The 25,561-nt window shown below is 60.6% G+C and carries 19 protein-coding genes; 16 read left to right on the top strand and 3 right to left on the bottom strand.

Going from position 1 to position 25,561, the window contains the following annotated elements; all coding sequences use genetic code 11:
* The first annotated feature begins 114 nt into the window (after nucleotides 1-114).
* The 11 genes from BM321_RS15755 (at nucleotide 115) to BM321_RS15705 (ending at nucleotide 14,227) form a co-directional block, all read left to right on the top strand.
* Entirely contained in the window at nucleotides 115-2,937 is a 2,823-nt protein-coding gene (locus BM321_RS15755) for an LPS-assembly protein LptD (protein WP_092443165.1), read from the top strand.
* The gene (gene surA, locus BM321_RS15750; protein WP_139230493.1) at nucleotides 2,918-4,234 is read left to right on the top strand and encodes a peptidylprolyl isomerase SurA; all 1,317 of its coding nucleotides are present in this window, start codon (nucleotides 2,918-2,920) and stop codon (nucleotides 4,232-4,234) included. The genes BM321_RS15755 and surA overlap by 20 nt, the downstream gene beginning before the upstream one ends.
* A complete protein-coding gene (gene pdxA / locus BM321_RS15745; protein ID WP_092443159.1) occupies nucleotides 4,231-5,220 on the top strand; it encodes a 4-hydroxythreonine-4-phosphate dehydrogenase PdxA in 990 nt (329 codons plus the stop codon). The genes surA and pdxA overlap by 4 nt, the downstream gene beginning before the upstream one ends.
* Nucleotides 5,217-6,035, top strand: a complete 819-nt coding sequence (gene rsmA, locus BM321_RS15740) for a 16S rRNA (adenine(1518)-N(6)/adenine(1519)-N(6))-dimethyltransferase RsmA (protein ID WP_092443157.1) — start codon at nucleotides 5,217-5,219, stop codon at nucleotides 6,033-6,035. Before pdxA ends, rsmA begins: the two co-directional genes overlap by 4 nt.
* Before the next feature lie 115 nt (nucleotides 6,036-6,150).
* Entirely contained in the window at nucleotides 6,151-6,531 is a 381-nt protein-coding gene (gene apaG, locus BM321_RS15735; protein WP_092443155.1) for a Co2+/Mg2+ efflux protein ApaG, read from the top strand.
* Nucleotides 6,531-7,406 carry a symmetrical bis(5'-nucleosyl)-tetraphosphatase gene (locus BM321_RS15730; RefSeq protein ID WP_092331243.1) on the top strand — a complete coding sequence of 292 codons (876 nt, stop codon included), beginning with the start codon at nucleotides 6,531-6,533 and terminating at the stop codon, nucleotides 7,404-7,406. Before apaG ends, BM321_RS15730 begins: the two co-directional genes overlap by 1 nt.
* Nucleotides 7,407-7,438: 32 nt before the next feature.
* The gene (gene glpE / locus BM321_RS15725) at nucleotides 7,439-7,768 is read left to right on the top strand and encodes a thiosulfate sulfurtransferase GlpE (RefSeq protein WP_092443152.1); all 330 of its coding nucleotides are present in this window, start codon (nucleotides 7,439-7,441) and stop codon (nucleotides 7,766-7,768) included.
* A gap of 299 nt (nucleotides 7,769-8,067) precedes the next feature.
* On the top strand, nucleotides 8,068-9,990 hold the full coding sequence (locus tag BM321_RS15720; protein ID WP_053125937.1) for a PrkA family serine protein kinase: 1,923 nt from the start codon (nucleotides 8,068-8,070) through the stop codon (nucleotides 9,988-9,990).
* Nucleotides 9,991-10,103: 113 nt separating this feature from the next.
* The gene (locus BM321_RS15715; protein WP_025215799.1) at nucleotides 10,104-11,375 is read left to right on the top strand and encodes a YeaH/YhbH family protein; all 1,272 of its coding nucleotides are present in this window, start codon (nucleotides 10,104-10,106) and stop codon (nucleotides 11,373-11,375) included.
* Nucleotides 11,372-12,937 (top strand): SpoVR family protein, encoded by a 1,566-nt coding sequence (locus BM321_RS15710; protein WP_092255206.1) that lies wholly within the window; start codon nucleotides 11,372-11,374, stop codon nucleotides 12,935-12,937. Before BM321_RS15715 ends, BM321_RS15710 begins: the two co-directional genes overlap by 4 nt.
* A gap of 63 nt (nucleotides 12,938-13,000) precedes the next feature.
* Complete coding sequence (locus BM321_RS15705; protein WP_092443150.1) at nucleotides 13,001-14,227, top strand: multifunctional CCA addition/repair protein; 1,227 nt, start codon at nucleotides 13,001-13,003, stop codon at nucleotides 14,225-14,227.
* 150 nt (nucleotides 14,228-14,377) lie between these two features.
* On the opposite strand, the gene folK is transcribed toward BM321_RS15705, so the two are convergent.
* A complete protein-coding gene (folK, locus tag BM321_RS15700) occupies nucleotides 14,378-14,896 on the bottom strand; it encodes a 2-amino-4-hydroxy-6-hydroxymethyldihydropteridine diphosphokinase (RefSeq protein WP_092443148.1) in 519 nt (172 codons plus the stop codon).
* On the bottom strand, nucleotides 14,887-15,240 hold the full coding sequence (gene folB, locus BM321_RS15695; RefSeq protein WP_039590767.1) for a dihydroneopterin aldolase: 354 nt from the start codon (nucleotides 15,238-15,240) through the stop codon (nucleotides 14,887-14,889). Before folB ends, folK begins: the two co-directional genes overlap by 10 nt.
* 74 nt (nucleotides 15,241-15,314) lie before the next feature.
* On the opposite strand from folB, the gene plsY reads away from it, so the two are divergent.
* The gene (gene plsY / locus BM321_RS15690; RefSeq protein WP_060740351.1) at nucleotides 15,315-15,884 is read left to right on the top strand and encodes a glycerol-3-phosphate 1-O-acyltransferase PlsY; all 570 of its coding nucleotides are present in this window, start codon (nucleotides 15,315-15,317) and stop codon (nucleotides 15,882-15,884) included.
* Between the two features lie 8 nt (nucleotides 15,885-15,892).
* Here plsY and tsaD read toward each other — a convergent pair whose 3' ends face one another.
* Nucleotides 15,893-16,918: a tRNA (adenosine(37)-N6)-threonylcarbamoyltransferase complex transferase subunit TsaD gene (tsaD, locus tag BM321_RS15685; protein ID WP_092443146.1), complete on the bottom strand. Its 1,026-nt coding sequence runs from the start codon at nucleotides 16,916-16,918 to the stop codon at nucleotides 15,893-15,895.
* Nucleotides 16,919-17,117: 199 nt separating this feature from the next.
* On the opposite strand from tsaD, the gene rpsU reads away from it, so the two are divergent.
* The 4 genes from rpsU (at nucleotide 17,118) to BM321_RS15665 (ending at nucleotide 25,556) form a co-directional block, all read left to right on the top strand.
* Nucleotides 17,118-17,333 carry a 30S ribosomal protein S21 gene (gene rpsU, locus BM321_RS15680; RefSeq protein ID WP_002551877.1) on the top strand — a complete coding sequence of 72 codons (216 nt, stop codon included), beginning with the start codon at nucleotides 17,118-17,120 and terminating at the stop codon, nucleotides 17,331-17,333.
* 479 nt (nucleotides 17,334-17,812) lie between these two features.
* Complete coding sequence (gene dnaG / locus BM321_RS15675) at nucleotides 17,813-19,771, top strand: DNA primase (RefSeq protein WP_092202684.1); 1,959 nt, start codon at nucleotides 17,813-17,815, stop codon at nucleotides 19,769-19,771.
* A gap of 67 nt (nucleotides 19,772-19,838) precedes the next feature.
* Nucleotides 19,839-21,686 (top strand): RNA polymerase sigma factor RpoD, encoded by a 1,848-nt coding sequence (rpoD, locus tag BM321_RS15670; protein WP_060740348.1) that lies wholly within the window; start codon nucleotides 19,839-19,841, stop codon nucleotides 21,684-21,686.
* A gap of 126 nt (nucleotides 21,687-21,812) precedes the next feature.
* Entirely contained in the window at nucleotides 21,813-25,556 is a 3,744-nt protein-coding gene (locus tag BM321_RS15665; RefSeq protein WP_092443144.1) for an EAL domain-containing protein, read from the top strand.
* The last annotated feature ends 5 nt before the right edge of the window (nucleotides 25,557-25,561 follow it).

Here is a 25,561-nt window from a genome sequence, read left to right as displayed (position 1 = left end):
GGCGCTAGCCGTCAAGCGGGTCATGCTTTATTATCCAGCATCTTTTTCAGACCATCGAGAGGCGTGCGGCCCACACCGCGGGCAGATGGCACGCAGGAAGCCCGGACTAATAAGATGGCATTGAAATCCCCCGCGTTTCGTAAAAAATTTCCGTTGCTGGTCACCGGCAGTCTGCTGGCCCTGCAACCCCTGGCCTCTTCATTCGTCGTCGCGGCGCAGCAGTATGACTGCTCCGTCTCCGCTTCGGGTGCCTGGGACTGTGCACCCAAGACACCGGCCGCCGCGTTGCCGCCGCGCCCCGTGCATGACGGCAGTGCGGTTTCCGACAGCGGCGCGGCGCCAGCCGACAGCAGCTCGGGCGAGGAAGCCGGCGAAAAGCCGATGCTCGTTACCGAAGCCAAGGGCCGCGGCCTGAAGTCGCGCAGTGCAGACTACAGCCACCTGGATTGGGTTCCACGAGAGAACCTCACCCCGGCGCAACTGGCTGAAACCGGTCCTTACTGCGCGGGTGCCTATATCGAGCCCTCTCGTCCCGGCATGAATGACAAGACGGCAAAGAGCGACGCCCCGACCTTCCTCGGCGCCAAGGCTTCCCGCTATGAGCAGGAACAGCAAGTGGCAACCCTGGCCGGCGATGTGGTCATGCGTCAGGGCAGCATGCAGGTCGAGGCCGACGAGGCCAGCCTGTACCAGGCCGAGAACCGTGGCGAGCTGAACGGCAACGTGCGGGTTCGCGACAACGGTACGCTGATCGTCGGCGACCACGCCGATGTACAGCTGGACACTGGCGAAGCCAAGGTCGACAACGCCGAATACGTGATGCACAAGTCGCGCATCCGCGGTAACGCGCTGTACGCCAAGCGTGCCGAGAACGCGATCATCCGCCTCAAGGACGGTACCTACACCACATGCGAACCGGGCAGCAACGCCTGGACGCTCAAGGGCAACAACATCACCCTGAACCCGGCCACCGGCTTCGGCACCGCGACCAACGTGACGCTGCGGGTCAAGGACTTCCCGGTCCTGTACACGCCGTACATCTACTTCCCGATCGACGACCGTCGCCAGTCCGGCTTCCTGCCGCCGACCATCGGCAGTGGCAGCGATACCGGGTTCCTGTTGGTCACCCCGTACTACTTCAACCTGGCACCGAACTACGATGCCACGTTGTACCCGCGCTACATGGCCAAGCGCGGCCTGTTGATGGAAGGCGAGTTCCGCTACCTGACCAAGTCCAGCGAAGGTCAGTTCGGCGCGGCGTACCTCAACGACGAAGAAGACGAACGCGCCAAGCAGACCGACTACAGCAAGACTCGCTACATGTACAACTGGCAGCACAAGGGCGGGCTCGATTCCCGCGTGCTGACGGAAGTCGACTACACCAAGATCAGCGACCCGTACTACTTCCAGGACTTGCAGACCGACCAGATCGGCGTCGAGTCCAGGGACTTCGTGAATCAGCAGGGCGCGGTCAGCTATCGCGGCGATACGTACACGGCGCGTTTGAACGTCCAGGCCTATCAAATGGCCACGATCTCGAACATCACGCCGTACGATCGCTTGCCGCAGATCACCTTCAACGGTGCGCTGCCGCAGCATCCGGGTGGCTTGGATTTCGCCTATAACACTGAGTTCGTGCGGTTTGATCGTGATTTGAGAACCGGTCGTTACAAGGATGAAAATGGCGGACCTATAAATGCTGATGGGACAATCGGAACCCCGTTCCTAGACACCAACGTTCGGGGCCTGGCCCGTGCTACCGGCGACCGGATGAATCTGGCCCCCGTGATGAGCTTGCCGATGAACGCAAGCTATGGATTCATCAAACCCTCGCTCAAATACCAATACACCCAGTACGATCTGGACCTGGATAATAGTGGCAAGGCAGATATCGCCGCTCAAGATGCGGAAGGCGACCGTCTGAATGGTACCTACAGCCGCAACCAAAGCCGTGGAGTGCCGATCGCAAGCATCGACAGCGGTCTCTACTTCGACCGGGATACCCAGTGGTTTGGCAAGAATTACCGCCAGACCTTGGAACCGCGCCTGTACTACCTCTATGTACCTGAGAAAGACCAGAGCGACATTCCGGTTTTCGACACCAGCGAAAGCACCTTCAACTACTCGTCGCTGTTCCGGGACAATCGCTTCACTGGTTCCGACCGTGTTGGCGACGAAAACAAGTTATCCCTGGGCGTGACCAACCGCTGGATTCAGGAAGATGGCTTCGAACGCCAGCGCATCAGCGTCGGCCAGGCCTTCTACTTCAAGGATCGCGAAGTTCAATTGCCGGGTATCGACTACAAGACGCGTGAAGATGCGCATTCCAGCGTTTCTCCTTACGCACTGGAGTACGAATACCGCTGGAACCGCGACTGGCGCACCACGGCCGACTACAACTGGGACCCGGACAGCCACAGCCCCCGCTCGGGCAGTGCGATGTTCCATTATCAGCCGGAAGACAACCCGAACAAGGTTATCAACGCCGGATACCGGTATCGCAACGACCAGGTCCGTTACGACCAGACGACTGGCCGATGGCAAGTGGGCGGTGGCGACTACGGCACGCCTGGCCAGCCTGGCTACGTGAAGGACTACTACAAGATCAAGCAGCACGATTTCTCGGTCATCTGGCCGATCGTGCCGCAGTGGAACGCCATCAGCCGTTGGCAGTATGACTACAACCGCAATCGTACCCTGGAAGCCTTCGGTGGTTTCGAATACGACAACTGCTGCTGGAAACTGCGCCTGATCAACCGCTACTGGGTCGACTATGAGGAATTCAGTCAAGCCGCCCCGGAAAACGAAAAAGGCGACCACGGCGTCTTCCTCCAAATTGTTCTGAAGGGACTCGGCGGCCTCACCGGCGCCAAGGTAGAGAGCTTCCTCGACAAAGGCATCCAAGGTTATCGTGAACGTGAAGACCAAGCTTTCTGATTGTCTGCGCCCGCTGATGCTGGGCGCGCTGTTCCTGGGTACTGTGGCCAACGCCGCGGTACAGTCCATCGACAAGGTCGTGGCCATCGTTGACAACGACGTGGTCATGCAGAGCCAGCTGGACCAGCGCGTCCATGAAGTGCAGCAAACCATCGCCAAGCGCGGTGGTGGCCTGCCGCCACCGGGCGTACTGGAGCAGCAAGTGCTCGAGCGCCTGATCGTCGAAAACCTGCAGTTGCAGATCGGCGAACGCTCCGGCATCCGCATCACCGATGAAGAGCTGAACCAGGCCGTGGGCACCATCGCCCAGCGCAACAACATGAGCCTCGAGCAGTTCCGCGCCGCCCTGGCTCGCGACGGCCTCTCCTACGAGGACGCCCGCGATCAGATCCGTCGCGAAATGGTCATCAGCCGTGTGCGCCAGCGCCGTGTCGCCGAACGCATCCAGGTGTCGGAACAGGAAGTGAAAAATTTCCTCGCCTCCGACCTGGGCAAGATGCAGCTTTCCGAAGAGCTGCACTTGGCGAATATCCTGATTCCTACCCCGGAAAGCGCCAACTCCGAAGCCATCCAGAGCGCTTATCGCCAGGCAATGGATGTCTACCAGCAGCTCAAGCAAGGCGCTGATTTCAGCCAGATGGCCATTGCCAAGTCGGGCAGCGACAACGCCCTGGAAGGCGGCGACATGGGCTGGCGCAAGCCCGCTCAACTGCCGCCTCCGTTCGACCGTGAACTGAGCGCCATGGCCGTGGGCGACATCACCCAGCCAGCACGCACCCCAGGCGGCTTCATTATCCTGAAAGTGCTGGAAAAGCGCGGTGGCGGAACCCAGGTTCGTGACGAAGTGCATGTTCGCCACATCCTGATCAAGCCAAGCGAGATTCGCAGCGAAGCCGAGACCAAGCGCCTGGCGGAAAAACTCTACGACCGCATCGAAGCGGGCGAGGACTTCGCCGAACTGGCGAAGAGTTTCTCCGAAGACCCGGGCTCGGCCCTCAACGGCGGCGATCTGAACTGGGTTGACCCGAATGCACTGGTTCCCGAGTTCCGTCAGGTCATGGCCAGTACCCCGCAAGGGCAACTGTCCAAGCCGTTCAAGAGCCCGTATGGCTGGCACGTACTGGAAGTCCTTGGCCGTCGCGCCACCGACAGCACCACCCAGGCACGCGAACAGCAGGCGATGACCGTATTGCGCAACCGCAAATATGACGAAGAGTTGCAAACCTGGCTGCGTCAGATTCGCGACGAAGCCTACGTTGAAATCAAACTTCCTGGTGCAGACCAGGCAGCGCAGTGAAACCCAAGCGTTTCGCGCTGACACCCGGCGAACCAGCCGGCATCGGTCCCGACCTGTGCCTGCTGCTCGCCTCGCACCCCCAGCCGCATCCTCTGATTGCCATCACCAGTCGCGACCTGCTCCTTGAACGGGCCGCGCAACTGGGGGTGGTCGTCGACCTGTTGTCGGTGACGCCGCAGGCCTGGCCGGATACCCCGGCGCCCGCCAACAGCCTGTACGTCTGGGATACACCCTTGGGCGCCCCGGTCGTCACCGGGCAGCTGGACAAGGCCAACGCCGCGTTCGTCCTGCAAACCCTGACCCGCGCCGGCCAAGGCTGCCTGGACGGGACATTCGCCGGCATGATCACCGCACCGGTACACAAGGGCGTGATCAACGAATCCGGGATTGCCTTTTCCGGACATACCGAATTCCTGGCGGACCTGACCCACACCGCGCAAGTGGTGATGATGCTCGCCACCCGCGGCCTGCGTGTGGCGTTGGTGACCACTCACCTGCCCTTGCGGGACATCGCCGACGCCATCACCCCGGAACGCCTGGAGCGGGTCACGCGCATCCTGCACGCCGACCTCCAGGAAAAATTCGGCATCGCCCGGCCACGCATCCTGGTCTGCGGACTCAATCCCCATGCCGGCGAAGGCGGGCACCTGGGCCGTGAAGAAATCGACATCATCGAACCCACTTTGGAGCGCTTGCGCAGCGAGGGCATGGACCTGCGTGGCCCGCTGCCTGCCGACACTCTGTTTACCCCCAAATATCTGGAGCACTGCGATGCGGTGCTGGCGATGTACCACGACCAGGGCCTGCCCGTGCTGAAGTACAAAGGCTTCGGCGCGGCAGTCAACGTGACGCTGGGCCTGCCGATCATCCGTACCTCCGTGGACCATGGCACCGCCCTGGACCTGGCCGGCAGCGGCAAGATCGATACCGGCAGCCTGCAAGTCGCCCTGGAAACCGCCTACCAGATGGCCGAGACCCATTTATGACCGAGCTATACCAACACCGCGCGCGCAAGCGCTTCGGCCAGAACTTCCTGCATGACGCCGGCGTGATCGATCGCATCCTGCGCTCCATCCGGGCCAAGCCCGACGACCGCCTGCTGGAAATCGGGCCGGGCCAGGGCGCCCTGACCGAGGGCCTGCTCGACAGCGGCGCGCAACTGGACGTGGTGGAACTGGACAAGGACCTGGTCCCGATCCTCAACCAGCAGTTCGCCGGCAAGAGCAATTTCAACCTGCACCAGGGCGACGCGCTGAAGTTCGACTTCAATAGCCTGAATGCTGCGCCGAACAGCCTGCGGGTGGTGGGAAACCTGCCGTACAACATCTCCACGCCGCTGATCTTCCATCTGCTGAGCAACGCCAGCCTGATCCGCGACATGCACTTCATGCTGCAGAAAGAAGTGGTCGAGCGCCTCGCCGCCGGCCCTGGCGGTGGCGATTGGGGTCGCCTGTCGATCATGGTCCAGTACCATTGCCGGGTCGAACACCTGTTCAATGTCGGTCCGGGTGCATTCAACCCGCCGCCGAAAGTCGATTCGGCCATCGTCCGCCTGGTACCTCATGCCGTCCTGCCGCACCCGGCCAAGGATCATCGCCTGCTGGAGCGGGTGGTGCGCGAAGCGTTCAACCAACGCCGCAAAACCTTGCGCAACACTTTGAAACTGTTGCTCAGCAGCGCCGAAATCGAAGCCGCCGGCGTCGACGGCAGCCTGCGCCCCGAGCAGCTGGACCTGGCGGCTTTCGTACGCCTGGCCGACAAGCTCAGCGAACAGGTCGCCCCGCAAGCCGACGCCAACTGAACGGGTGACAAGCGCTATCGGGCAGTACGCCAGTCTGGTCTACTACCCGATACTTGGCCTAGACTGATCTCCTGAGTCGCGCCCGCGTCCCGCTTCGTTTTAAGGCCTTATTTGCATGTCTGATACTCGTTACCAGGTCGACGTCAGCGTCACCACCCGTTTTCTGGCAGAACAGTCGCAACCCGAGCATGACCGCTTCGCCTTCGCCTACAGCATTACCGTGCGCAACAACGGCTCCTTGCCGGCCAGGCTGCTGTCGCGGCACTGGGTCATCACCGATGGCGACGGCCATGTCGAAGAAGTGCGTGGTGAAGGCGTTGTCGGCCAGCAGCCGCTGATCGACGCCGGTAAAAGCCACAGCTACAGCAGCGGGACCGTGATGACCACCAAGGTCGGCACCATGCAGGGTACCTACCAGATGCTGGCCGAGGACGGCACGCGCTTCGACGCTGTCATCAAGCCCTTTCGCCTGGCCGTGCCCGGAGCGCTGCACTAATGGCCACGTATGCGGTCGGCGACCTGCAAGGCTGCCTCGATCCGCTCAAATGCCTATTGGAACGCGTCGCCTTCGATCCCCAGGAAGACACGCTGTGGCTGGTGGGTGACCTGGTCAACCGTGGCCCGCAATCCCTTGAAACGTTGCGTTTTCTCTACGGCATCCGCCAGTCGCTGGTGTGCGTGCTCGGCAACCACGACCTGCACCTGTTGGCCGCCTGGCAGAACATCGAGCGCCTGAAAAAATCCGACACCTTGAGGGAAATCCTCGAGGCCCCCGATTGCGTTGAACTGTTGGAATGGCTGCGCCAGCAAAAGCTCATGCACTACGACGAGCCACGCAACCTGGCGCTGGTCCATGCCGGCATCCCGCCCCAGTGGTCCCTGCGCAAGGCGCTCAAGTGCGCCAGCGAGGTGGAACAGGCATTGCGCGACGACAATCTGTTCGCACCCTACCTGGATGGCATGTACGGCAACGAGCCGGTCAAGTGGGACAACGACCTCACCGGCAGCGCTCGCCTTCGCGTCATCACCAATTACTTCACGCGCATGCGTTTCTGCACCCGCGACGGCAAGCTCGATCTCAAGGGCAAGGAAGGCATCGAGACCGCCCCCCCCGGCTACGCCCCCTGGTTCAAGCACAGCGAGCGCAAGACCCGTCACCTGAAAATCATTTTCGGGCACTGGGCGGCACTGGGAGGTCAATGCGACGAACCCGGCGTCTTCGCCCTCGATACCGGCTGCGTGTGGGGCAGCGCCATGACGCTGATGAACGTCGACACGGGCGAGCAACTGCGTTGCGATTGCGACGAACAGGGCCACGCCAGAATCCATCACCCGACCGCCGCACCATTGCCGGCCGGCACCGCCGTTTGACCGGCGTTGCGCTCAAGCTACAGGAGTCCCCCATGACCGAATTCAAACGCATCCCCCCGGAACAGGCCCAAGCCCTGCGCGAGCAAGGCGCGGTCGTCGTCGACGTTCGCGACCCAGCCACGTTTGCGGCTCTGCACATCAGTGGCGCCAAGCACCTGGATAACCATTCCATCGCCGACTTCATCCGTGCCGCCGACCTCGATGCGCCGACCGTCGTGGTCTGCTATCACGGCAACTCCAGCCAGAGCGCAGCCGCCTATCTGATCAGCCAGGGCTTCACCGACGTCTACAGCCTGGACGGTGGTTTTGAGTTGTGGCGCGCGACGTATCCTGCAGAAACAGCGCAAGGCACCGCCGAATAATTTTTTATCCCGGCCAAGCCCGCGTGAACCGTGGGCTTGAGCGATGGCGGACGAACGGTCTGCCACAACTAATTACGTATTCCACCTTTACCTCCGCGATTCCGAACTATCCTTAGCCTCAGGCCATCCAAAACAGGGGAGAGCCGGTACACCGGCGCGCGGGTCATCGGGAGTCAGCTTTCAGGAGCCTGCATTCTTGAAAGCATTCTGGGGGGTAAACGGCAACTGGGTTCCCAGCGGCTGTCCAGCGTCGACTGATTGATCCGACACCGGCTCCACGTATCGAGCGAGGTGACGTCATGAGCATTTTTAGCCACTTCCAGCAACGTTTCGAGTCCACGCGGCAAGAGGAATACTCGCTGCAGGAATACCTCGAACTCTGCAAGCAGGACCGCAGTGCCTATGTGTCGGCTGCGGAGCGTCTGTTGCTGGCCATCGGAGAACCGGAGCTGCTGGATACCTCGACCAACTCGAGGCTCTCGCGCATCTTCTCCAACAAGGTGATTCGCCGCTATCCGGCCTTTGCGGACTTCCACGGGATGGAAGAATGCATTGAACAGATCGTGTCCTATTTCCGCCATGCCGCCCAAGGCCTGGAAGAGAAGAAACAAATCCTTTATCTGCTCGGCCCCGTGGGTGGCGGTAAATCGTCCCTGGCCGAAAAACTCAAGCAACTGATCGAAAAAGTGCCCTTCTATGCCATCAAGGGCTCGCCGGTGTTCGAATCGCCCCTGGGGCTGTTCAATGCCACGGAGGACGGCGCGATCCTCGAGGAAGACTTCGGTATTCCACGCCGCTACCTCAACACCATCATGTCGCCATGGGCGACCAAGCGCCTGGCCGAGTTCGGCGGTGATATCAGCCAGTTCCGGGTGGTCAAGCTCTACCCCTCGATCCTCAACCAGATCGCGGTAGCCAAGACCGAGCCGGGGGACGAAAACAACCAGGACATCTCGGCCCTGGTGGGCAAGGTCGATATCCGCAAGCTGGAAGAATTCCCACAGAACGACGCCGACGCCTACAGTTATTCAGGTGCGCTGTGCCGGGCCAACCAGGGCCTGATGGAATTCGTCGAAATGTTCAAGGCACCTATCAAGGTGCTGCACCCACTGCTGACCGCCACCCAGGAAGGCAACTACAACAGCACCGAGGGCCTGGGGGCCATTCCGTTCACCGGCATCCTGCTGGCGCACTCCAACGAATCGGAATGGCATACCTTCCGCAACAACAAGAACAACGAAGCCTTCATCGACCGGATCTATATCGTCAAGGTGCCGTACTGCCTGCGAGTGACCGACGAGGTGAAGATCTACGACAAGCTGCTGTTCAACAGCTCGCTGTCCAAGGCTCATTGCGCCCCCGACACCCTCAAGATGCTGGCCCAGTTCACGGTGCTGTCGCGTCTCAAGGAGCCGGAAAACTCCAACATCTATTCGAAGATGCGTGTGTACGACGGTGAAAACCTCAAGGACACCGATCCGAAGGCCAAGTCGATCCAGGAATACCGCGACAACGCCGGCGTCGATGAAGGAATGAACGGGCTGTCCACACGTTTCGCGTTCAAGATCCTGTCCAAGGTCTTCAACTTCGACCCCCACGAAATTGCCGCCAACCCGGTTCACCTGCTGTATGTGCTGGAACAGCAGATCGAACAGGAACAGTTCCAGGCCGAAACCCGCGAGCGTTACCTGCGCTTCCTCAAGGAATACCTGGCCCCGCGCTACATCGAGTTCATCGGCAAGGAAATCCAGACGGCATACCTGGAGTCCTACAGCGAATACGGCCAGAACATCTTCGACCGCTACGTGCTGTACGCAGACTTCTGGATCCAGGACCAGGAATACCGCGACCCGGAAACCGGCGAAATACTCAATCGCGTGGCCCTCAACGAGGAACTGGAAAAAATCGAGAAACCGGCGGGCATCAGCAATCCGAAGGATTTCCGCAACGAAATCGTCAACTTCGTGCTGCGCGCCCGAGCCAACAACAACGGCAAGAACCCAACCTGGCTCAGCTATGAAAAGCTGCGGGTGGTCATCGAGAAGAAAATGTTCTCCAACACCGAAGACCTGCTGCCCGTCATCAGCTTCAACGCCAAGGCCAGCAAGGAGGACCAGCAAAAACACAACGATTTTGTCACACGCATGGTCGAACGTGGCTACACCGACAAACAGGTACGACTGCTTTCCGAGTGGTACCTGCGGGTCCGGAAATCGCAGTAAGCAGCGGCAAGCTTCTAGCTACAAACTGCAAGGGAGCGGCGTCGAGCCCAAGGCTCGACGCCACGCCACTTACGGCTTGAGGCTTACGACTTGAAGCTCCCCTGGAGGGGCCTATGAGCTATGTGATCGACCGACGCCTTAATGGCAAGAACAAGAGCACGGTGAACCGCCAGCGGTTTCTGCGGCGTTACCGTGACCACATCAAGAAGGCCGTCGAAGAGGCGGTCAGCCGGCGTTCCATTACCGATATGGAACACGGCGAACAGATCAGCATCCCCGGCCGCGACATCGACGAGCCGGTGCTTCACCATGGTCGCGGCGGCAAACAGACCGTCGTGCATCCCGGTAACAAGGAATTCACCAGTGGCGAGCACATTCCCCGGCCCCAGGGCGGCGGTGGCGGCAAGGGCCCTGGCAAGGCCGGCAATTCCGGCGAAGGCATGGATGAGTTTGTCTTCCAGATCACCCAGGAGGAGTTCCTCGAATTCATGTTCGAGGACCTGGAGCTGCCGAACCTGGTCAAGCGCAACCTGACCGGTACCGACACCTTCAAGACCGTGCGTGCCGGTATCAGCAATGAAGGCAACCCATCACGCATCAACATCATCCGCACCCTTCGTTCGGCCCACGCCCGGCGCATCGCGCTGTCGGGCAGCAGCCGGGCCAAACTGCGCGAAGTCAAGGAAGAACTGGCTCGTCTTAAACGCGAAGAACCCGACAATTTCGGCGATATTCAGGACCTGGAAGCGGAAATCGAGAAACTCAGCGCGCGCATCCATCGCGTTCCGTTCCTCGATACGTTCGACCTCAAGTACAACCTGCTGGTGAAACAGCCAAACCCCAGCTCCAAGGCGGTGATGTTTTGCCTGATGGACGTTTCCGGCTCCATGACCCAGGCCACCAAGGACATCGCCAAGCGCTTCTTCATCCTGCTGTACCTGTTCCTGAAGCGGAACTACGACAAGATCGATGTAGTGTTCATCCGCCACCACACCAGCGCCCGGGAAGTGGACGAGGAAGAGTTCTTCTACTCCAGGGAAACCGGCGGCACCATTGTCTCCAGCGCCCTGAAGCTGATGCAGGAAATCATGGCCGAGCGCTACCCCGCCAACGAATGGAACATCTATGCGGCCCAGGCGTCGGACGGAGACAACTGGAACGACGATTCACCGATCTGCCGTGACATCCTGATCAACCAGATCATGCCGTTCGTCCAGTACTACACCTATGTGGAAATTACTCCACGGGAACACCAGGCGTTGTGGTACGAATACGAACGGATTGCCGAAGCATTTTCCGACACATTTGCCCAACAGCAACTGGTCTCGGCCGGGGATATCTACCCGGTCTTCCGTGAACTCTTCCAGCGCAGGTTAGTGACATGACCGCCAAAAAAGAGCAGAAACGCCAGCCCATTTCCACCGGCTCCGAATGGACATTCGAGCTGATCAAGGCCTACGACCGCGAAATCAGCCGTATCGCGGACCGTTATGCCCTCGACACCTACCCGAACCAGATCGAGGTGATCACCGCCGAGCAAATGATGGACGCCTACGCGTCGGTCGGCATGCCGCTGGGCTATCACCACTGGTCCTACGGCAAGCACTTCCTCAGCACAGAGAAATCCTACAGCCGCGGCCAGATGGGGCTGGCCTATGAGATCGTGATCAATTCCGACCCCTGCATCGCCTACCTGATGGAGGAAAACACCATCTGCATGCAGGCCTTGGTGGTGGCGCACGCCTGCTACGGGCACAACAGCTTCTTCAAGGGCAACTACCTGTTCCGCACGTGGACCGATGCCAGTTCGATCATCGATTACCTGGTGTTCGCCAAGCAGTACATCATGCAATGCGAGGAACGCCACGGTATCGACGCGGTGGAGGACCTGCTGGACTCCTGCCATGCCCTGATGAACTACGGTGTGGACCGCTACAAACGACCGTACCCGATTTCCGCCGAAGAAGAACGCCGGCGCCAGAAGGACCGCGAAGAACACCTGCAGAAACAGATCAACGATCTTTGGCGCACCATTCCCAAGGGTGCGGACAAGTACAACGAAAAAGACAATGCCCGCTTCCCTGCCGAGCCCCAGGAGAACATTCTCTATTTCATTGAAAAACATGCGCCGCTGCTGGAACCGTGGCAACGGGAAATCGTGCGCATCGTGCGCAAGATCGCCCAGTACTTCTATCCACAGCGCCAAACCCAGGTAATGAACGAAGGCTGGGCCACGTTCTGGCACTACACGCTGATGAACGACCTGTACGACGAAGGCCTGGTCACCGACGGCTTCATGATGGAGTTCCTGACGTCCCACACCAGCGTGGTGTTCCAACCTGGCTTCGACAGCCCGTACTACAGCGGCATCAATCCTTACGCACTGGGTTTCGCCATGTACCGCGACATTCGGCGCATGTGCGAAAACCCTACCGAGGAAGATCGTCGCTGGTTCCCGGAAATCGCCGGTTCGGACTGGTTGTCCGCCATTAAATTCGCCATGAGCAGCTTCAAGGACGAAAGCTTCATCCTGCAGTACCTTTCCCCCAAGGTGATCCGCGACCTGAAACTGTTCAGTATCCTGGATGACGACCAGAAGGACGACCTGGTGGTACCTGCCATTCACGATGAGAGCGGCTATCGCATCATCCGCGAAACCCTGGCGGCGCAGTACAACCTGGGTAATCGCGAGCCCAATGTGCAGATCTACAGCATCGACCGCCGCGGAGACCGCTCGCTGACCCTGCGGCACCAGGCGCACAACCGCAAACCACTGGGTGACTCCACCGATGAAGTGCTCAAGCACCTGCATCGCCTCTGGGGCTTCGACATCCACTTGGAAACCCTGCAAGGCGACCAAGTGATGAAAACCCACCATGTCCCTCCCAAAGGCGAACAAGCCGAAGGCGATTATGGTCGCCTGGACCTGGCCGTCATTCATCTTTGATCCCGTTTTCGCCTCCGGACGTCTGACGCAAAGGTTATCCTGTCGGACCAATGGAGGTTTTTTATGCAGATCTATAAAGTTGGCGGCGCCGTACGCGATCGCCTGCTGGGCATTCCCGTCACCGACATCGATCGGGTCGTCGTGGGAGCCACCGCCGAGGAAATGCTCGCCAAGGGTTTTCGCCCCGTGGGGGCCGACTTTCCGGTATTCCTCGACCCGAAGACCGGCGAGGAATACGCCCTCGCTCGCACCGAGCGCAAGAGCGGCCGCGGCTATGGCGGCTTCGTGTTCCATGCCAGCCCTGAAGTCACTCTGGAAGAAGACCTGGTCCGTCGGGACTTGACCATCAACGCCATGGCTGAAGATGAACATGGCAACCTGACCGATCCGTACCACGGCCAGCGCGATCTGGAAGCCCGGGTGCTGCGCCACGTTTCCCCCGCTTTCGCCGAAGATCCGCTCCGAGTCCTGCGGGTTGCCCGCTTTGCCGCGCGTTATGCGCCGCTGGGTTTCAAGGTGGCGGACGAAACCCTTGAGCTGATGCGCCAGCTCAGCGAGTCCGGCGAACTGGAGGCGTTGACGGCCGAGCGCAGCTGGAAAGAAATTTCCCGCGCGCTCTTGGAAAAGCAACCCCAGGTATTTATTCAGGTCTTGCGCGACTGCACGGCCCTCAAGGTCTTGCTGCCCGAAGTCGACGCGCTGTTCGGCGTGCCACAACCTGAAGCCCATCACCCGGAAATCGATACTGGTGTCCATACCCTGAGCGTGCTGGAACAGGCGGCACTGCATCAACAGCCGCTAACGGTCCGCTGGGCCTGCCTGCTCCATGACTTGGGTAAAGGCCTGACGCCCCAGCACGAATGGCCGCGACACATCGCCCATGAGCACACGGGCTTGAGGCTGATCAAAGCCGTCAGCGAGCGCTTCAAGGCGCCGCGCGACTGTCAGGAACTGGCGTTATTGGTGGGCCAATACCATACCCATGGTCATCGCGTGCTGGAACTGAAGGCATCTACTCTGCTTGAGCTGCTACAAAGCTTTGATGTGTACCGCCGGCCCCAGCGCTTCGAGGAATTCATCGCGGCCTGCGAGATGGACGCTCGGGGGCGCAAGGGGCTTGAGCAGCGAAGTTATCCACAGGCTGATTATCTGCGGGGTGCCGCAGCAGCGGCCCGCGCAGTGGCGGTGCAGCCTTTGCTGGAGAAAGGCTTCAAGGGGCCGGAGCTGGGTGAGGCGATCAAGCGTGAGCGGCTCAGGGCGTTGAAAGCCTATAAGGAAGCGGCGAGCTGACGGGGGGTCGTGTCAGTTTGCATTTTTGCTGGATGTGCCGCCGTCATCGCGAGCAAGCTCGCTCCCACAGTGACTCTCAGTGGACACATGTCTTGTGTTCGACTGAAATCCTCTGTAGGAGCGAGCTTGCTCGCGATAGTGGCAGGCGCTTCAGCGCAGATTCGATGGCGTCAGCTGCTGGCCGCGCCACTCGAACGCCACCGGCGCCAGCACCTGGTCGATCTGCGCTTCTTCCCACAACGTGGCGAAGCTTTTGCCTACGCCCGGATGAATCCGATCCGGCGCGATCAACGACAAAGGCCACAGGACGAAGGCGTTCTTGAGGATTTCCGCACGCGGCAGGATCAGCCCATCGAAGTTGCCGACCTGTTCGCCATACAACAACACGTCGATGTCCAGTGGCAGTCCCTTGCGGTCTGGCGCATAACGACCGTTGTCCGCCTCGATGAACTTGAGACGACGATCCAACTCCATCAGCGGCAGGTCCGTGAAGGCCGAGACGACAAAATTGAAGAACGGCCCGCTCTTGATCCCCACTGGCTGGCTCTCGAACACGGCCGAACAGCGCATGTCCACGAGGAAACCGGCCAAAGCCTCAAGACCGGCGCACAAATGGGTTTCGCGCTCGATATTGCTGCCGAGCCCGAGAAAAACCTGAGTCAGCGGCATCCGCGCTCGATCTCCACGCCAACGCCGCTGGCCGCCGGTACGGCGCCAGGCTTGGTCACTTTCAGACGCAGCCAGGTGATCTTGAACTCGTCCATCAGCTCTTGGGCCAGTCGTTCGGCGAAGGTCTCGACCAACTGGAACTGCGCCTGCTCGGCAAACGCCTGGATGCGCGACGACACGCTGGCATAATCGAGCGCCAGGGTCAGGTCGTCGCCCGCGGCCGCCGGGCGGTTGTCCCAGGCGAAACTCAGGTCAAGCCGCAGGCACTGTCGGATACCTCGCTCCCAGTCGTAGGCACCGATTACCGTGTCGACTTCCAGGCCCTCGATAAACACTCTGTCCAAGCACTCTTCTCCGCAGCACGACAAGGGCGCGATGCCCCGTTAGAATCAGGGCGTCCTCGCCCGGAATAGTTAGCATGTTTTGGTTACTGGCGATTCTCGCCTACCTGCTCGGCTCGCTGTCCTTCGCCATTTTGCTCAGCCGCCTGACCGGTCGCCCGGATCCGCGAATGAGTGGCTCAGGCAATGCCGGCGCCACCAACATGCTGCGCCTGGCCGGACGCAAGCTCGCCATCCTGACCCTGCTGGGCGACCTCTGCAAAGGCCTTGTCCCGGTATTGATCGCCAGCCTTGCAGGGCTCTCGTTGCAGCAACAGGCCTGGATCGGCGTCTGTGCCGTCATCGGCCACTTGTTCCCGCTGTACTTCCGCTTCCGTGGCGGCAAGGGCGTCGCCACCGCCGCCGGCATGCTGCTGGGCCTGTACCCGCCCGCCGCCCTGCTGGCTGTCTGCGCCTGGCTGCTGACGTTCTACCTGACCCGCACCAGCTCCCTGGCCGCGCTGATCGCCACACCGCTGACCCTGCCATTGCTGGCCTGGCAGGAGCCGGCGGCCTTGCTGCCAATGACCGTGCTGGTCGCACTGATCGTCTGGCGTCACCGGGGCAATCTACGCGACCTGTTCGCCGGGCGCGAACGGCATTTTTAAAGGCCGTTTCACAGGGGTGCCAACTGCTCCATGGGCCAGCGCGCCTGCACGCTGATGGCCAGGCTTTCCTGCTGGCCCGCCTGCAAACGCTGGCAGCCGGCAAAGGCAATCATCGCGCCGTTATCTGTGCAGAACTCCGGCCGGGCGTAGTAAACGTCGCCCTTCATGTCACCGAGCATTTTCTCCAGCGATGTGCGCAAGGCCTTGTTCGCACTTACGCCCCCGGCGATCACCAGGCGCTTGAGCCCGGCCTGCTTCAGGGCACGCTTGCACTTGATGGTCAAAGTCTCCACCACGGCCTGCTGGAACGCCAGCGAGATGTCGCAACGGGCTTGCTCACTGTCGTCCCCGGCGCTGACGCACTGCTGCCAGGTGTTCAGGGCGAAGGTCTTCAGCCCGCTGAAACTGAAATCCAGGCCGGGGCGGTCGCACATTGGCCGCGGGAACACGAAGCGCCCATCGACCCCTTGGCTTGCAAGCCGGGAAATTTCCGGCCCACCGGGATAATTGAGCCCCATCATTTTCGCCGTCTTGTCGAATGCTTCGCCGGCGGCATCGTCGAGGGTTTCGCCGAGCAGCTCGTATTGGCCGATGCCATCGACCCGGATGAGCTGGGTATGGCCGCCCGATACCAACAAAGCGACGAACGGGAATTGTGGCGGTTGCGACTCCAGCATCGGTGCCAGCAAGTGGCCTTCCATATGATGCACGCCCAGGGCTGGAATACCCCAGGCAAAGGCCAGCGCCTGGGCACAGGAAGCGCCAACCAGCAACGCGCCCACCAGACCCGGGCCGGCGGTGTAGGCGATGCCGTCGATCTCGGTCGGCATGCAGCCGGCTTCGACCAGGACCTGGCGGATCAAGGGCAGCATGCGCTTGACGTGATCGCGGGAGGCAAGTTCCGGCACCACCCCGCCGTAGGCGCGGTGCAGGTCGATCTGGCTGAACAGCGCATCGGCCAGCAGGCCGCGCTCACTGTCGTAAAGTGCGACACCGGTTTCGTCGCAAGAGGTTTCTAATCCCAGTACTAGCATGGGTTTGCGCCTTGTAGAGGCTGAATTCGAAGGCGCGCATAATAGTCGCCGCGTTGTGCCCCGACCAGCGGTTTTCGATCAGAGGCTTTGCATTCCGAGCGTTGAGGGGTTAACATCCGCAACCCTTAAAAACCGACGTCTTCAAGTGCTCTTTTGCCGCGAGGATGTTGACCCCGGTAATGAATGAAGGTAGCTCTGGATGCCAGCCGTCAAAGTAAAAGAGAACGAACCCTTCGACGTAGCTCTGCGTCGTTTCAAGCGCTCCTGCGAAAAAGCCGGTGTTCTGGCTGAAGTTCGTAGCCGCGAATTCTACGAGAAGCCGACTTCTGAGCGTAAGCGCAAGGCAGCAGCCGCTGTTAAGCGTCACGCCAAGAAAGTTCAGCGCGAACAGCGCCGCGCCGTACGTCTGTACTAATACACAGACGTCCGTAGCAAGCTTCTGCCAAGCCCGGCCTTCAAGCCGGGCTTATGGCATTTGCGGAATAACGCTTGATGCTTCACCGTCAAAGCCGCAGATGCGACCAAGACAACCGCTTCACCGCGTCAGACCTGGCTCTTTTGCCAGCGGTGCACGTCTTTCCTGACGAGCCTTCCAAGGCTACCGACGAGCACACCCTGATTCCTCTAACGACGATCAGCCCAAGGCACCTGCCTGCGTGCCCGCTTCATGAGCTATCCGAGGCCTGACCGGCCGTTACCGGACTCAGCGCAACACATTCAAACAGTCGAATACTGATAGTTATTAACGTCAGTGGATTATCGGCAGATACACTTCCCGACAGCGATGATGCAGACGACCCGGTCGAGCCACCGATTCAGCGTGTCTCAAACCCAGACCCGGTTACGCCTGCCGATTTCGGGTCCATATTTCGCGCAGTGATGATTGAGAACGCCATGGCCGGGCTGATTCCCCAGAGCTTTATTGACGACCTCCTGAACCGCACCGACATCGTCGACGTGGTCAGCTCTCGCCTGCAAATGAAGAAAGCAGGCAAGAACTACACGGCCTGCTGCCCGTTTCACAAAGAGAAAACGCCCTCTTTCAGCGTCAGCCCCGACAAGCAGTTCTACTACTGCTTCGGTTGCGGCGCGGGCGGCAATGCCCTTGGCTTCCTCATGGACCACGACAACCTGGACTTCCCCCAGGCCGTCGAAGAACTGGCCAAAGCCGCTGGCATGGAAATTCCCCGCGAGGAAAGCGGTCGACCGCACAAGCCGCGCCAACCGACCGACTCACCGCTCTACCCACTGCTGACAGCGGCGGCCGATTTCTATCGCCAGGCCCTCAAGAGCCATCCGGCCCGCAAGGCCGCGGTGGATTATCTCAAGGGCCGCGGCCTGACTGGGGAAATCGCCCGGGATTTCGGCCTCGGCTTCGCCCCGCCCGGCTGGGACAACCTGTACAAGCATCTAAGCAGCGACACGCTGCAGCAGCGCGCCATGATCGATGCAGGCCTGCTGATCGAAAACGCCGAAACCGGCAAGCGCTACGACCGCTTTCGCGACAGGGTCATGTTTCCGATCCGCGACACGCGCGGGCGGATCATCGCCTTTGGTGGCCGGGTGCTGGGCGATGACAAGCCGAAGTACCTGAACTCCCCGGAAACCCCGGTGTTCCATAAGGGCCAGGAACTCTACGGCCTGTACGAAGCGCGCAAGAACAACCGCAACCTCGACGAAATCATCGTCGTCGAGGGCTACATGGACGTGATAGCCCTGGCCCAGCAAGGCCTGCGCAACGCCGTCGCGACCCTGGGCACAGCCACCAGCGAAGAGCACATGAAGCGCCTGTTTCGCGTCGTGCCCAACGTGCTGTTCTGCTTCGACGGCGACCAGGCCGGTCGCAACGCCGCCTGGCGCGCACTGGAGGCGACCTTGCCGTGCCTGCAGGACGGCCGGCGGGCACGCTTCCTGTTCCTGCCCGAGGGCGAGGACCCGGACACCCTGGTGCGTTCCGAAGGCACCGACGCGTTCCGTGCGCGAATCAACCAGCACGCACAACCGCTGGCCGACTATTTTTTCCAGCAGTTGACCGAAGAAGCCGATCCACGCTCCCTCGAAGGCAAGGCCCACATGGCCACCCTCGCGGCACCGCTGATCGACAAGGTGCCCGGCGCCAATCTGCGCACGCTCATGCGCCAGCGCCTGACCGAAATCACCGGGCTCAATAGCGAAGCGGTCAATCAACTGGTGCACAGCGCCCCCCAGGAGGCGCCGCCGGCGTATGACCCGGGCATCGATTACGACGCGATGCCGGATTTCGCCGACTATCATCAACCCCAGCAGGATTACGCCCCCCAGCAGGAATGGACGCCGAAAAAACCCGGCAGCGGCGGCAAGAAATGGGACAAGAAACCCTGGGACAAGAACGGCAAGCGCGGCGATCGCGACCAGCCACGTGCCCCGCGCGTGCCGGCCGCCGTCGAACCCCCGACACTGGCCGCCTTGCGCACCTTGCTGCATCACCCGCAACTGGCGGAAAAAGTAGAGGACGCAGGGCACTTCGCCGCCGAGGACCATAGCAATACACAATTGCTGGTCGCTCTCCTTGAAGCCGTGCAGAAGAACCCCAAGCTAAACTCTTTCCAGTTGATCGCACGGTGGCACGGTACCGAGCAGGGACGCCTCTTGAAGGCTTTGGCCGAGAAGGAATGGCTGATTGATGGAGACAACCTTGAACAACAGTTTTTCGACACCATTACTAGCTTGTCCGCCCGCCAACGCGAGCGAAACCTGGAACAACTTCTGCGAAAAGCTCGCCAGAGCGAGTTGACCAGCGAAGAGAAAAACCAATTGCGCGACTTACTCAGCCGCAATGTTTGCGCATCAAACCCGACCTCAACTGGCGCGTGAGGTCACAGCTCAGGTATAATCCTCGGCTTGTTTTTTGCCCGCCAAGACCTTCAGTGGATAGGGTGTTATGTCCGGAAAAGCGCAACAGCAGTCTCGTATCAAAGAGTTGATCCTATTGGGTCGTGAGCAGGGCTACCTGACTTACGCGGAGGTCAACGACCACCTGCCGGAGGATATTTCAGATCCGGAACAGGTGGAAGACATCATCCGCATGATCAATGACATGGGGATCAACGTATTCGAGGTTGCTCCAGATAAGGATGCCCTTATGCTGGCCGACGCCGATACCGACGAGGCGGCCGCTGAAGAAGCGGCCGCAGCGTTGGCAGCGGTCGAGACCGACATTGGTCGCACCACGGACCCCGTGCGCATGTACATGCGTGAAATGGGTACGGTAGAGCTCCTCACACGTGAAGGCGAAATCGAAATCGCCAAGCGTATTGAAGAAGGCATCCGTGAAGTGATGGGCGCAATCGCGCACTTCCCTGGCACGGTTGACCATATTCTCTCCGAGTACACCCGCGTCACCACCGAAGGTGGCCGCCTGTCCGACGTCCTGAGTGGCTATATCGACCCGGACGACGGCATTGCGCCGCCTGCCGCCGAAGTGCCGCCGCCGATCGATGCGAAAGCCGTCAAGGCCGACGACGACACCGATGACGACGACGCCGAAGCGAGCGACGACGAGGAAGAGGCCGAAAGCGGTCCGGATCCGGTCATCGCCGCACAGCGTTTCGGCGCCGTGGCCGACCAGATGGAAATCACCCGCAAGGCGCTGAAGAAGCACGGCCGCAACAACAAGCAGGCGATTGCCGAGCTGTTGGCGCTGGCCGAGTTGTTCATGCCGATCAAACTGGTGCCGAAGCAATTCGAAGGCCTGGTCGAGCGTGTTCGCAGTGCCCTGGATCGCTTGCGTCAGCAAGAGCGCGCGATCATGCAGCTTTGCGTGCGTGATGCCCGCATGCCACGCGCTGATTTCCTGCGCCAGTTCCCGGGCAATGAAGTCGACGAAAGCTGGACCGATGCACTGGCCAAGGGCAAGAGCAAATACGCTGAAGCCATTGCCCGCCTGCAGCCGGACATCATTCGTTGCCAGCAGAAGCTCAGTGCGCTGGAGGCCGAGACTGGCCTGAGCATCGCCGAGATCAAGGACATCAACCGTCGCATGTCGATCGGCGAGGCCAAGGCCCGTCGCGCGAAGAAAGAGATGGTCGAAGCGAACTTGCGTCTGGTGATCTCCATCGCCAAGAAGTACACCAACCGCGGCCTGCAATTCCTCGACCTGATCCAGGAAGGCAACATCGGCCTGATGAAAGCGGTGGACAAGTTCGAATACCGTCGCGGATACAAGTTCTCGACTTATGCCACCTGGTGGATCCGTCAGGCGATCACTCGCTCGATCGCCGACCAGGCCCGCACCATCCGTATCCCGGTGCACATGATCGAGACGATCAACAAGCTCAACCGCATTTCCCGGCAGATGTTGCAGGAAATGGGTCGCGAACCGACGCCGGAAGAGCTGGGCGAACGCATGGAAATGCCTGAGGACAAGATCCGCAAGGTATTGAAGATCGCCAAAGAGCCGATCTCCATGGAAACCCCGATCGGCGATGACGAAGACTCCCATCTGGGGGACTTCATCGAAGACTCCACCATGCAGTCTCCGATCGATGTCGCCACTGTCGAGAGTCTCAAGGAAGCGACTCGCGAAGTACTCTCCGGCCTCACTGCCCGTGAAGCCAAGGTACTGCGCATGCGCTTCGGCATCGACATGAATACCGACCACACCCTTGAGGAAGTCGGCAAGCAGTTCGATGTAACCCGTGAGCGGATTCGCCAGATCGAAGCCAAGGCGTTGCGCAAACTGCGCCACCCGACGCGAAGCGAGCATCTGCGCTCCTTCCTCGACGAGTGACCTTCAAAACCCCCGGCCCTGCCGGGGGTTTTGTCATATGCAGATAAAATCCCCTTCGTTACGCTCCCCACCCCCTGTTGCCCGTCTACACTCGAAACATCCTCCCCAAGCCATAACGAGACAGTGATGCCCAGACTGACGGCCGCGCTTTTGCTGTCATTGATCACCTGGACCGCAACAGCTGGCGCGTTGACGCTCACCGATGAGGAGCTCCGCTGGCTCAAGGACCACCCCGACCTGCGCCTGGGTGTCGACGCCTCATGGCCGCCGTTTGAGTTTCGCGACGATCAAGGCCGCTATCAGGGCCTCGCCGCCGACTATATCGAGATCATCCGCGAACGGCTTGCCGTCAAGCTCACGCCCATCGAGCCGGCCAGCTGGACTGCGGTGCTGGAGCAGGTCGTAGAGGGCAAGATCGACCTGTTGCCTGGCATCATGTCCACTCCGGAGCGCCAGAATTACCTGGCATTTACCCGTCCCTACCTGGATTTCCCCATTGTCATCCTGGCCCATCAGGGTGGCGCCCAGCCCCATAGCCTCAAGGAGCTGTATGGGCTGAAAATCGCCGTGGTGGAGAACTACGCACCTCATGAACTGCTGCGCAACCATCATCCCGACTTGAACCTGGTGGCGCTGCCCAACGTCAGTTCAGCCCTGCAAGCGCTGGCAACCGATGAAGTGGACGCGGTGGTGGGCGATCTGGCTTCCAGTGTCTGGAGCCTGCGCCAACTCAAGCTCGAAGGCCTTTATGTCAGCGGGGAAACGCCTTACCGCTATCAACTGGCGATGGCCGCCCCTCGGGACAACAAGGTATTGGTGGGCATCCTGGACAAAGTCCTGGCGGATATGAACCCGGCCGAAGTCGCCGAGATCCAGCAGAAGTGGATCGGCAATGTGCACGACTATCGCCAGATCTGGTCAGACTTACTGTTTTACGGCCTGCCTACGCTGCTGCTCCTGGTCGGCATACTGGCGGTGGTGATTCGCATCAATCGCCGGCTCAGCTCGGAAATCGCCCGCCGCGTCGAGCTTGAGCAGGAGCTGCGCAGCAGCGAATACCATTACCGTGGGCTAGTGGAGAGCCTGTCGGCCATTGCCTGGGAGGCAAAGGTCAGCGATTTCACTTACAGCTACGTCTCGCCTCACGCCGAAGACTTGTTGGGTTATCCCCTCTCCCATTGGCTGGTCCCAGGCTTCTGGCGCACCATCATTCATCCGGCCGACCTGATCCGCGCCCAGACCTACTGCGACAATGAACTGCTGGCGGGTCGCGATCACTGCATCGATTACCGGGTTATCACGGCCGATGGTCGCTGCCTGTGGGTACGTGACATTGTCAGCCTGATCGAACACGGGCATGAGCCGCTGATACGTGGATTGATGATCGATATCAGCGAAGCCAAGCGCACCGAGGAAGCACTGCGCCTTTCGGAGCAGAAATTTGCCTCGGTGTTCCGCCAGTGCCCGGACATCCTGGTGATTGCAAGACTGATGGACGGTTGCCTGCTGGAGGTCAACAAAGCCTTCGAAGAGCAGATCGGCCTGAGTGCCGCAGAGGTGGTGGGACACAACGCAACCGAACTGAATATCTGGGGCATCCAAGGCGTGGGGCCGAGCCTGTTGCAGCGTTTGCAGGCCGGCAGCATTCGCAACCTGGAAATGCCCTTTCGCCGCAACAACGGTCAGGTATTCACCGGGCTGATCTCCGCGGAGCCCTTCGACCTCGACACGACACCAGCCCTGGTCGTGGTGGTACGGGACATCAGCCAGCTCAAGGAAACCCAGCAGCAATTGCAGACATCCGAAGAGAAGTTCGCCAAGGCCTTCCACGCCTCGCCCGACGGCCTGCTGCTAACACGGCAAAGCGACGGCTTGCTAATTGAGGTCAACGAAGGGTTCAGCCGCATTACCGGTTTCAACAGCACCCTGTCGGTAGACCGCTCCACGCTGGACCTGGGTATCTGGGTCAATCTCAACGAGCGCAAGCAGATGCTCGACCTGCTGAAACGGGACGGCTTCGTCAGGGATTTCAGCTGCCATATCCGTCGCAACGACGGGCAGATACGGCTCTGCGAAGTGTCCAGCCGCCCACTGCCCATCGGCAACGAAGACTGCATGCTGACCATCGCCCGGGATATCACCGAACGCCACCTGATGCAGGAAAAACTGCAACAGGCCGCCACCGTTTTCGAAAGCACTGCCGAAGGCGTGCTGATCACCGATACGCAGCAGCACATCAGCGCAGTGAACCGCGCCTTCACCGAGATCACCGGCTACAGCGAAACCGAAGCCTTGGGCCATACGCCTCGGTTGTTGGCTTCCGGCCTGCATGACAGCGCGTTTTACGCGGCGATGTGGCACCAGTTGACGGCCGAGGGACACTGGCAGGGAGAGATCTCCAACCGGCGCAAGAACGGCGAACTGTATCCCAGTTGGCTGACCATCAGCGCGGTGCGCAACCGCGACCGACAGATCACCCATTTCGTCGCGGTCTTCGCCGATATCTCCAGCCTCAAGCACGCCCAGGCCCGGCTCGACTACCAGGCTCACCACGACCCGCTGACGGGCCTGCCCAATCGCACGCTGTTCGAAAGCCGCTTGCTCGCAGCTCTCAACGGCCAGCAGGAAAACGGCGGCCAGGGTGCCGTGCTGTTTCTGGACCTGGACCGCTTCAAGCACATCAATGACAGCCTCGGGCACCCGGTCGGCGACCTGTTGCTCAAGGGTATTGCCGTGCGCTTGCGCGAGCAGTTGCGCGACATCGACACCGTGGCGCGCCTGGGCGGCGACGAATTCATTATCCTGCTGCCGGGCCTGCAACAGCCCAGCGATGCCGAACACATCGCCCAGAAACTGTTGAACTGCTTTACCGCACCGTTCCAGGCTGGCGAGCACGAGTTCTTCATCAGCGCCAGCATTGGCACCAGCCTCTACCCCCAGGATGGCTGCGACGTCGCCACGCTGGTCAAGAATGCCGACGCGGCGATGTACCGCTCCAAGGCCAAGGGGCGTAACCGGGTGGAAAGCTACACCCGCGACCTCACCGCCCAGGCCAGCGAACGCGTAGCCCTGGAACACGAGCTGCGCCGAGCGATTGAACGCAACGAGCTGTCACTGTCCTTCCAACCGAAAATCAGCCTCGCCGACAACCGACTGGTGGGGGCCGAGGCGCTGATTCGCTGGTATCACCCGACATTTGGCGACGTTCCCCCCGAACACTTCATCCCGTTGGCGGAAGAAAACGGCATGATCCTGCAAATTGGCGACTGGGTACTGGAACGCGCCTGCCGGCAACTGTGCGAATGGAACAGCACCTACGAAAGCCTCGGCCCCCTGTCGGTCAACCTGGCCGGCGCCCAACTGCGCCAGCCCAACCTGCTGGGGCGCATCGAACAACTGCTGCGCGAACACCAGCTCCGGCCCGGTTTATTGCAACTGGAAATTACCGAGAACTTCATCATGAGCCAGGCCGAAGAGGCCCTGACGGTGCTGCACCAGTTGAAGAACCTCGGCGTGCAACTGGCCATCGACGACTTTGGCACGGGCTATTCCTCCCTGAGCTACCTCAAGCGCCTGCCACTGGACATCCTCAAGATCGATCAGTCCTTCGTCCGCGGCCTGCCCGACGACCCACACGACGCGGCCATCGTGCGAGCAATCATCGCCCTGGGCCGCAGCATGCAATTCAGCATCATCGCCGAGGGCGTCGAAACCCTGGCCCAGCAGCAATTCCTGGCCGAAGAAGGTTGCGAACAGATCCAGGGCTACATCGTCAGCCTGCCCCTGTGCGCCGACGAGTTCGCCGCAACGTTTCTTCGTGTGACCGTATCGGATTTTTCGGATAGCACAGCCGAGAAACCGTCGCTATAATCCGC

Source organism: Pseudomonas sp. NFIX10, assembly GCF_900111955.1.
Lineage (GTDB): Bacteria > Pseudomonadota > Gammaproteobacteria > Pseudomonadales > Pseudomonadaceae > Aquipseudomonas > Aquipseudomonas fluorescens_AA.
The sequence above is the reverse complement of the archived record's forward strand: the minus strand, read 5'-3'. Positions and strand labels throughout refer to the sequence as shown.

Coding starts and splice junctions, on each gene's coding strand:
- tsaD (WP_092443146.1), bottom strand. CDS start 16,918: ATGCTAGTACTGGGATTAGAAACCTCTTGCGACGAAACCGGTGTCGCA.
- plsY (WP_060740351.1), top strand. CDS start 15,315: ATGTTTTGGTTACTGGCGATTCTCGCCTACCTGCTCGGCTCGCTGTCC.
- BM321_RS15730 (WP_092331243.1), top strand. CDS start 6,531: ATGGCCACGTATGCGGTCGGCGACCTGCAAGGCTGCCTCGATCCGCTC.
- BM321_RS15755 (WP_092443165.1), top strand. CDS start 115: ATGGCATTGAAATCCCCCGCGTTTCGTAAAAAATTTCCGTTGCTGGTC.
- rpsU (WP_002551877.1), top strand. CDS start 17,118: ATGCCAGCCGTCAAAGTAAAAGAGAACGAACCCTTCGACGTAGCTCTG.
- BM321_RS15710 (WP_092255206.1), top strand. CDS start 11,372: ATGACCGCCAAAAAAGAGCAGAAACGCCAGCCCATTTCCACCGGCTCC.
- BM321_RS15705 (WP_092443150.1), top strand. CDS start 13,001: ATGCAGATCTATAAAGTTGGCGGCGCCGTACGCGATCGCCTGCTGGGC.
- BM321_RS15715 (WP_025215799.1), top strand. CDS start 10,104: ATGAGCTATGTGATCGACCGACGCCTTAATGGCAAGAACAAGAGCACG.
- glpE (WP_092443152.1), top strand. CDS start 7,439: ATGACCGAATTCAAACGCATCCCCCCGGAACAGGCCCAAGCCCTGCGC.
- dnaG (WP_092202684.1), top strand. CDS start 17,813: ATGGCCGGGCTGATTCCCCAGAGCTTTATTGACGACCTCCTGAACCGC.
- folK (WP_092443148.1), bottom strand. CDS start 14,896: ATGCCGCTGACTCAGGTTTTTCTCGGGCTCGGCAGCAATATCGAGCGC.
- apaG (WP_092443155.1), top strand. CDS start 6,151: ATGTCTGATACTCGTTACCAGGTCGACGTCAGCGTCACCACCCGTTTT.
- rpoD (WP_060740348.1), top strand. CDS start 19,839: ATGTCCGGAAAAGCGCAACAGCAGTCTCGTATCAAAGAGTTGATCCTA.
- BM321_RS15665 (WP_092443144.1), top strand. CDS start 21,813: ATGCCCAGACTGACGGCCGCGCTTTTGCTGTCATTGATCACCTGGACC.
- BM321_RS15720 (WP_053125937.1), top strand. CDS start 8,068: ATGAGCATTTTTAGCCACTTCCAGCAACGTTTCGAGTCCACGCGGCAA.
- rsmA (WP_092443157.1), top strand. CDS start 5,217: ATGACCGAGCTATACCAACACCGCGCGCGCAAGCGCTTCGGCCAGAAC.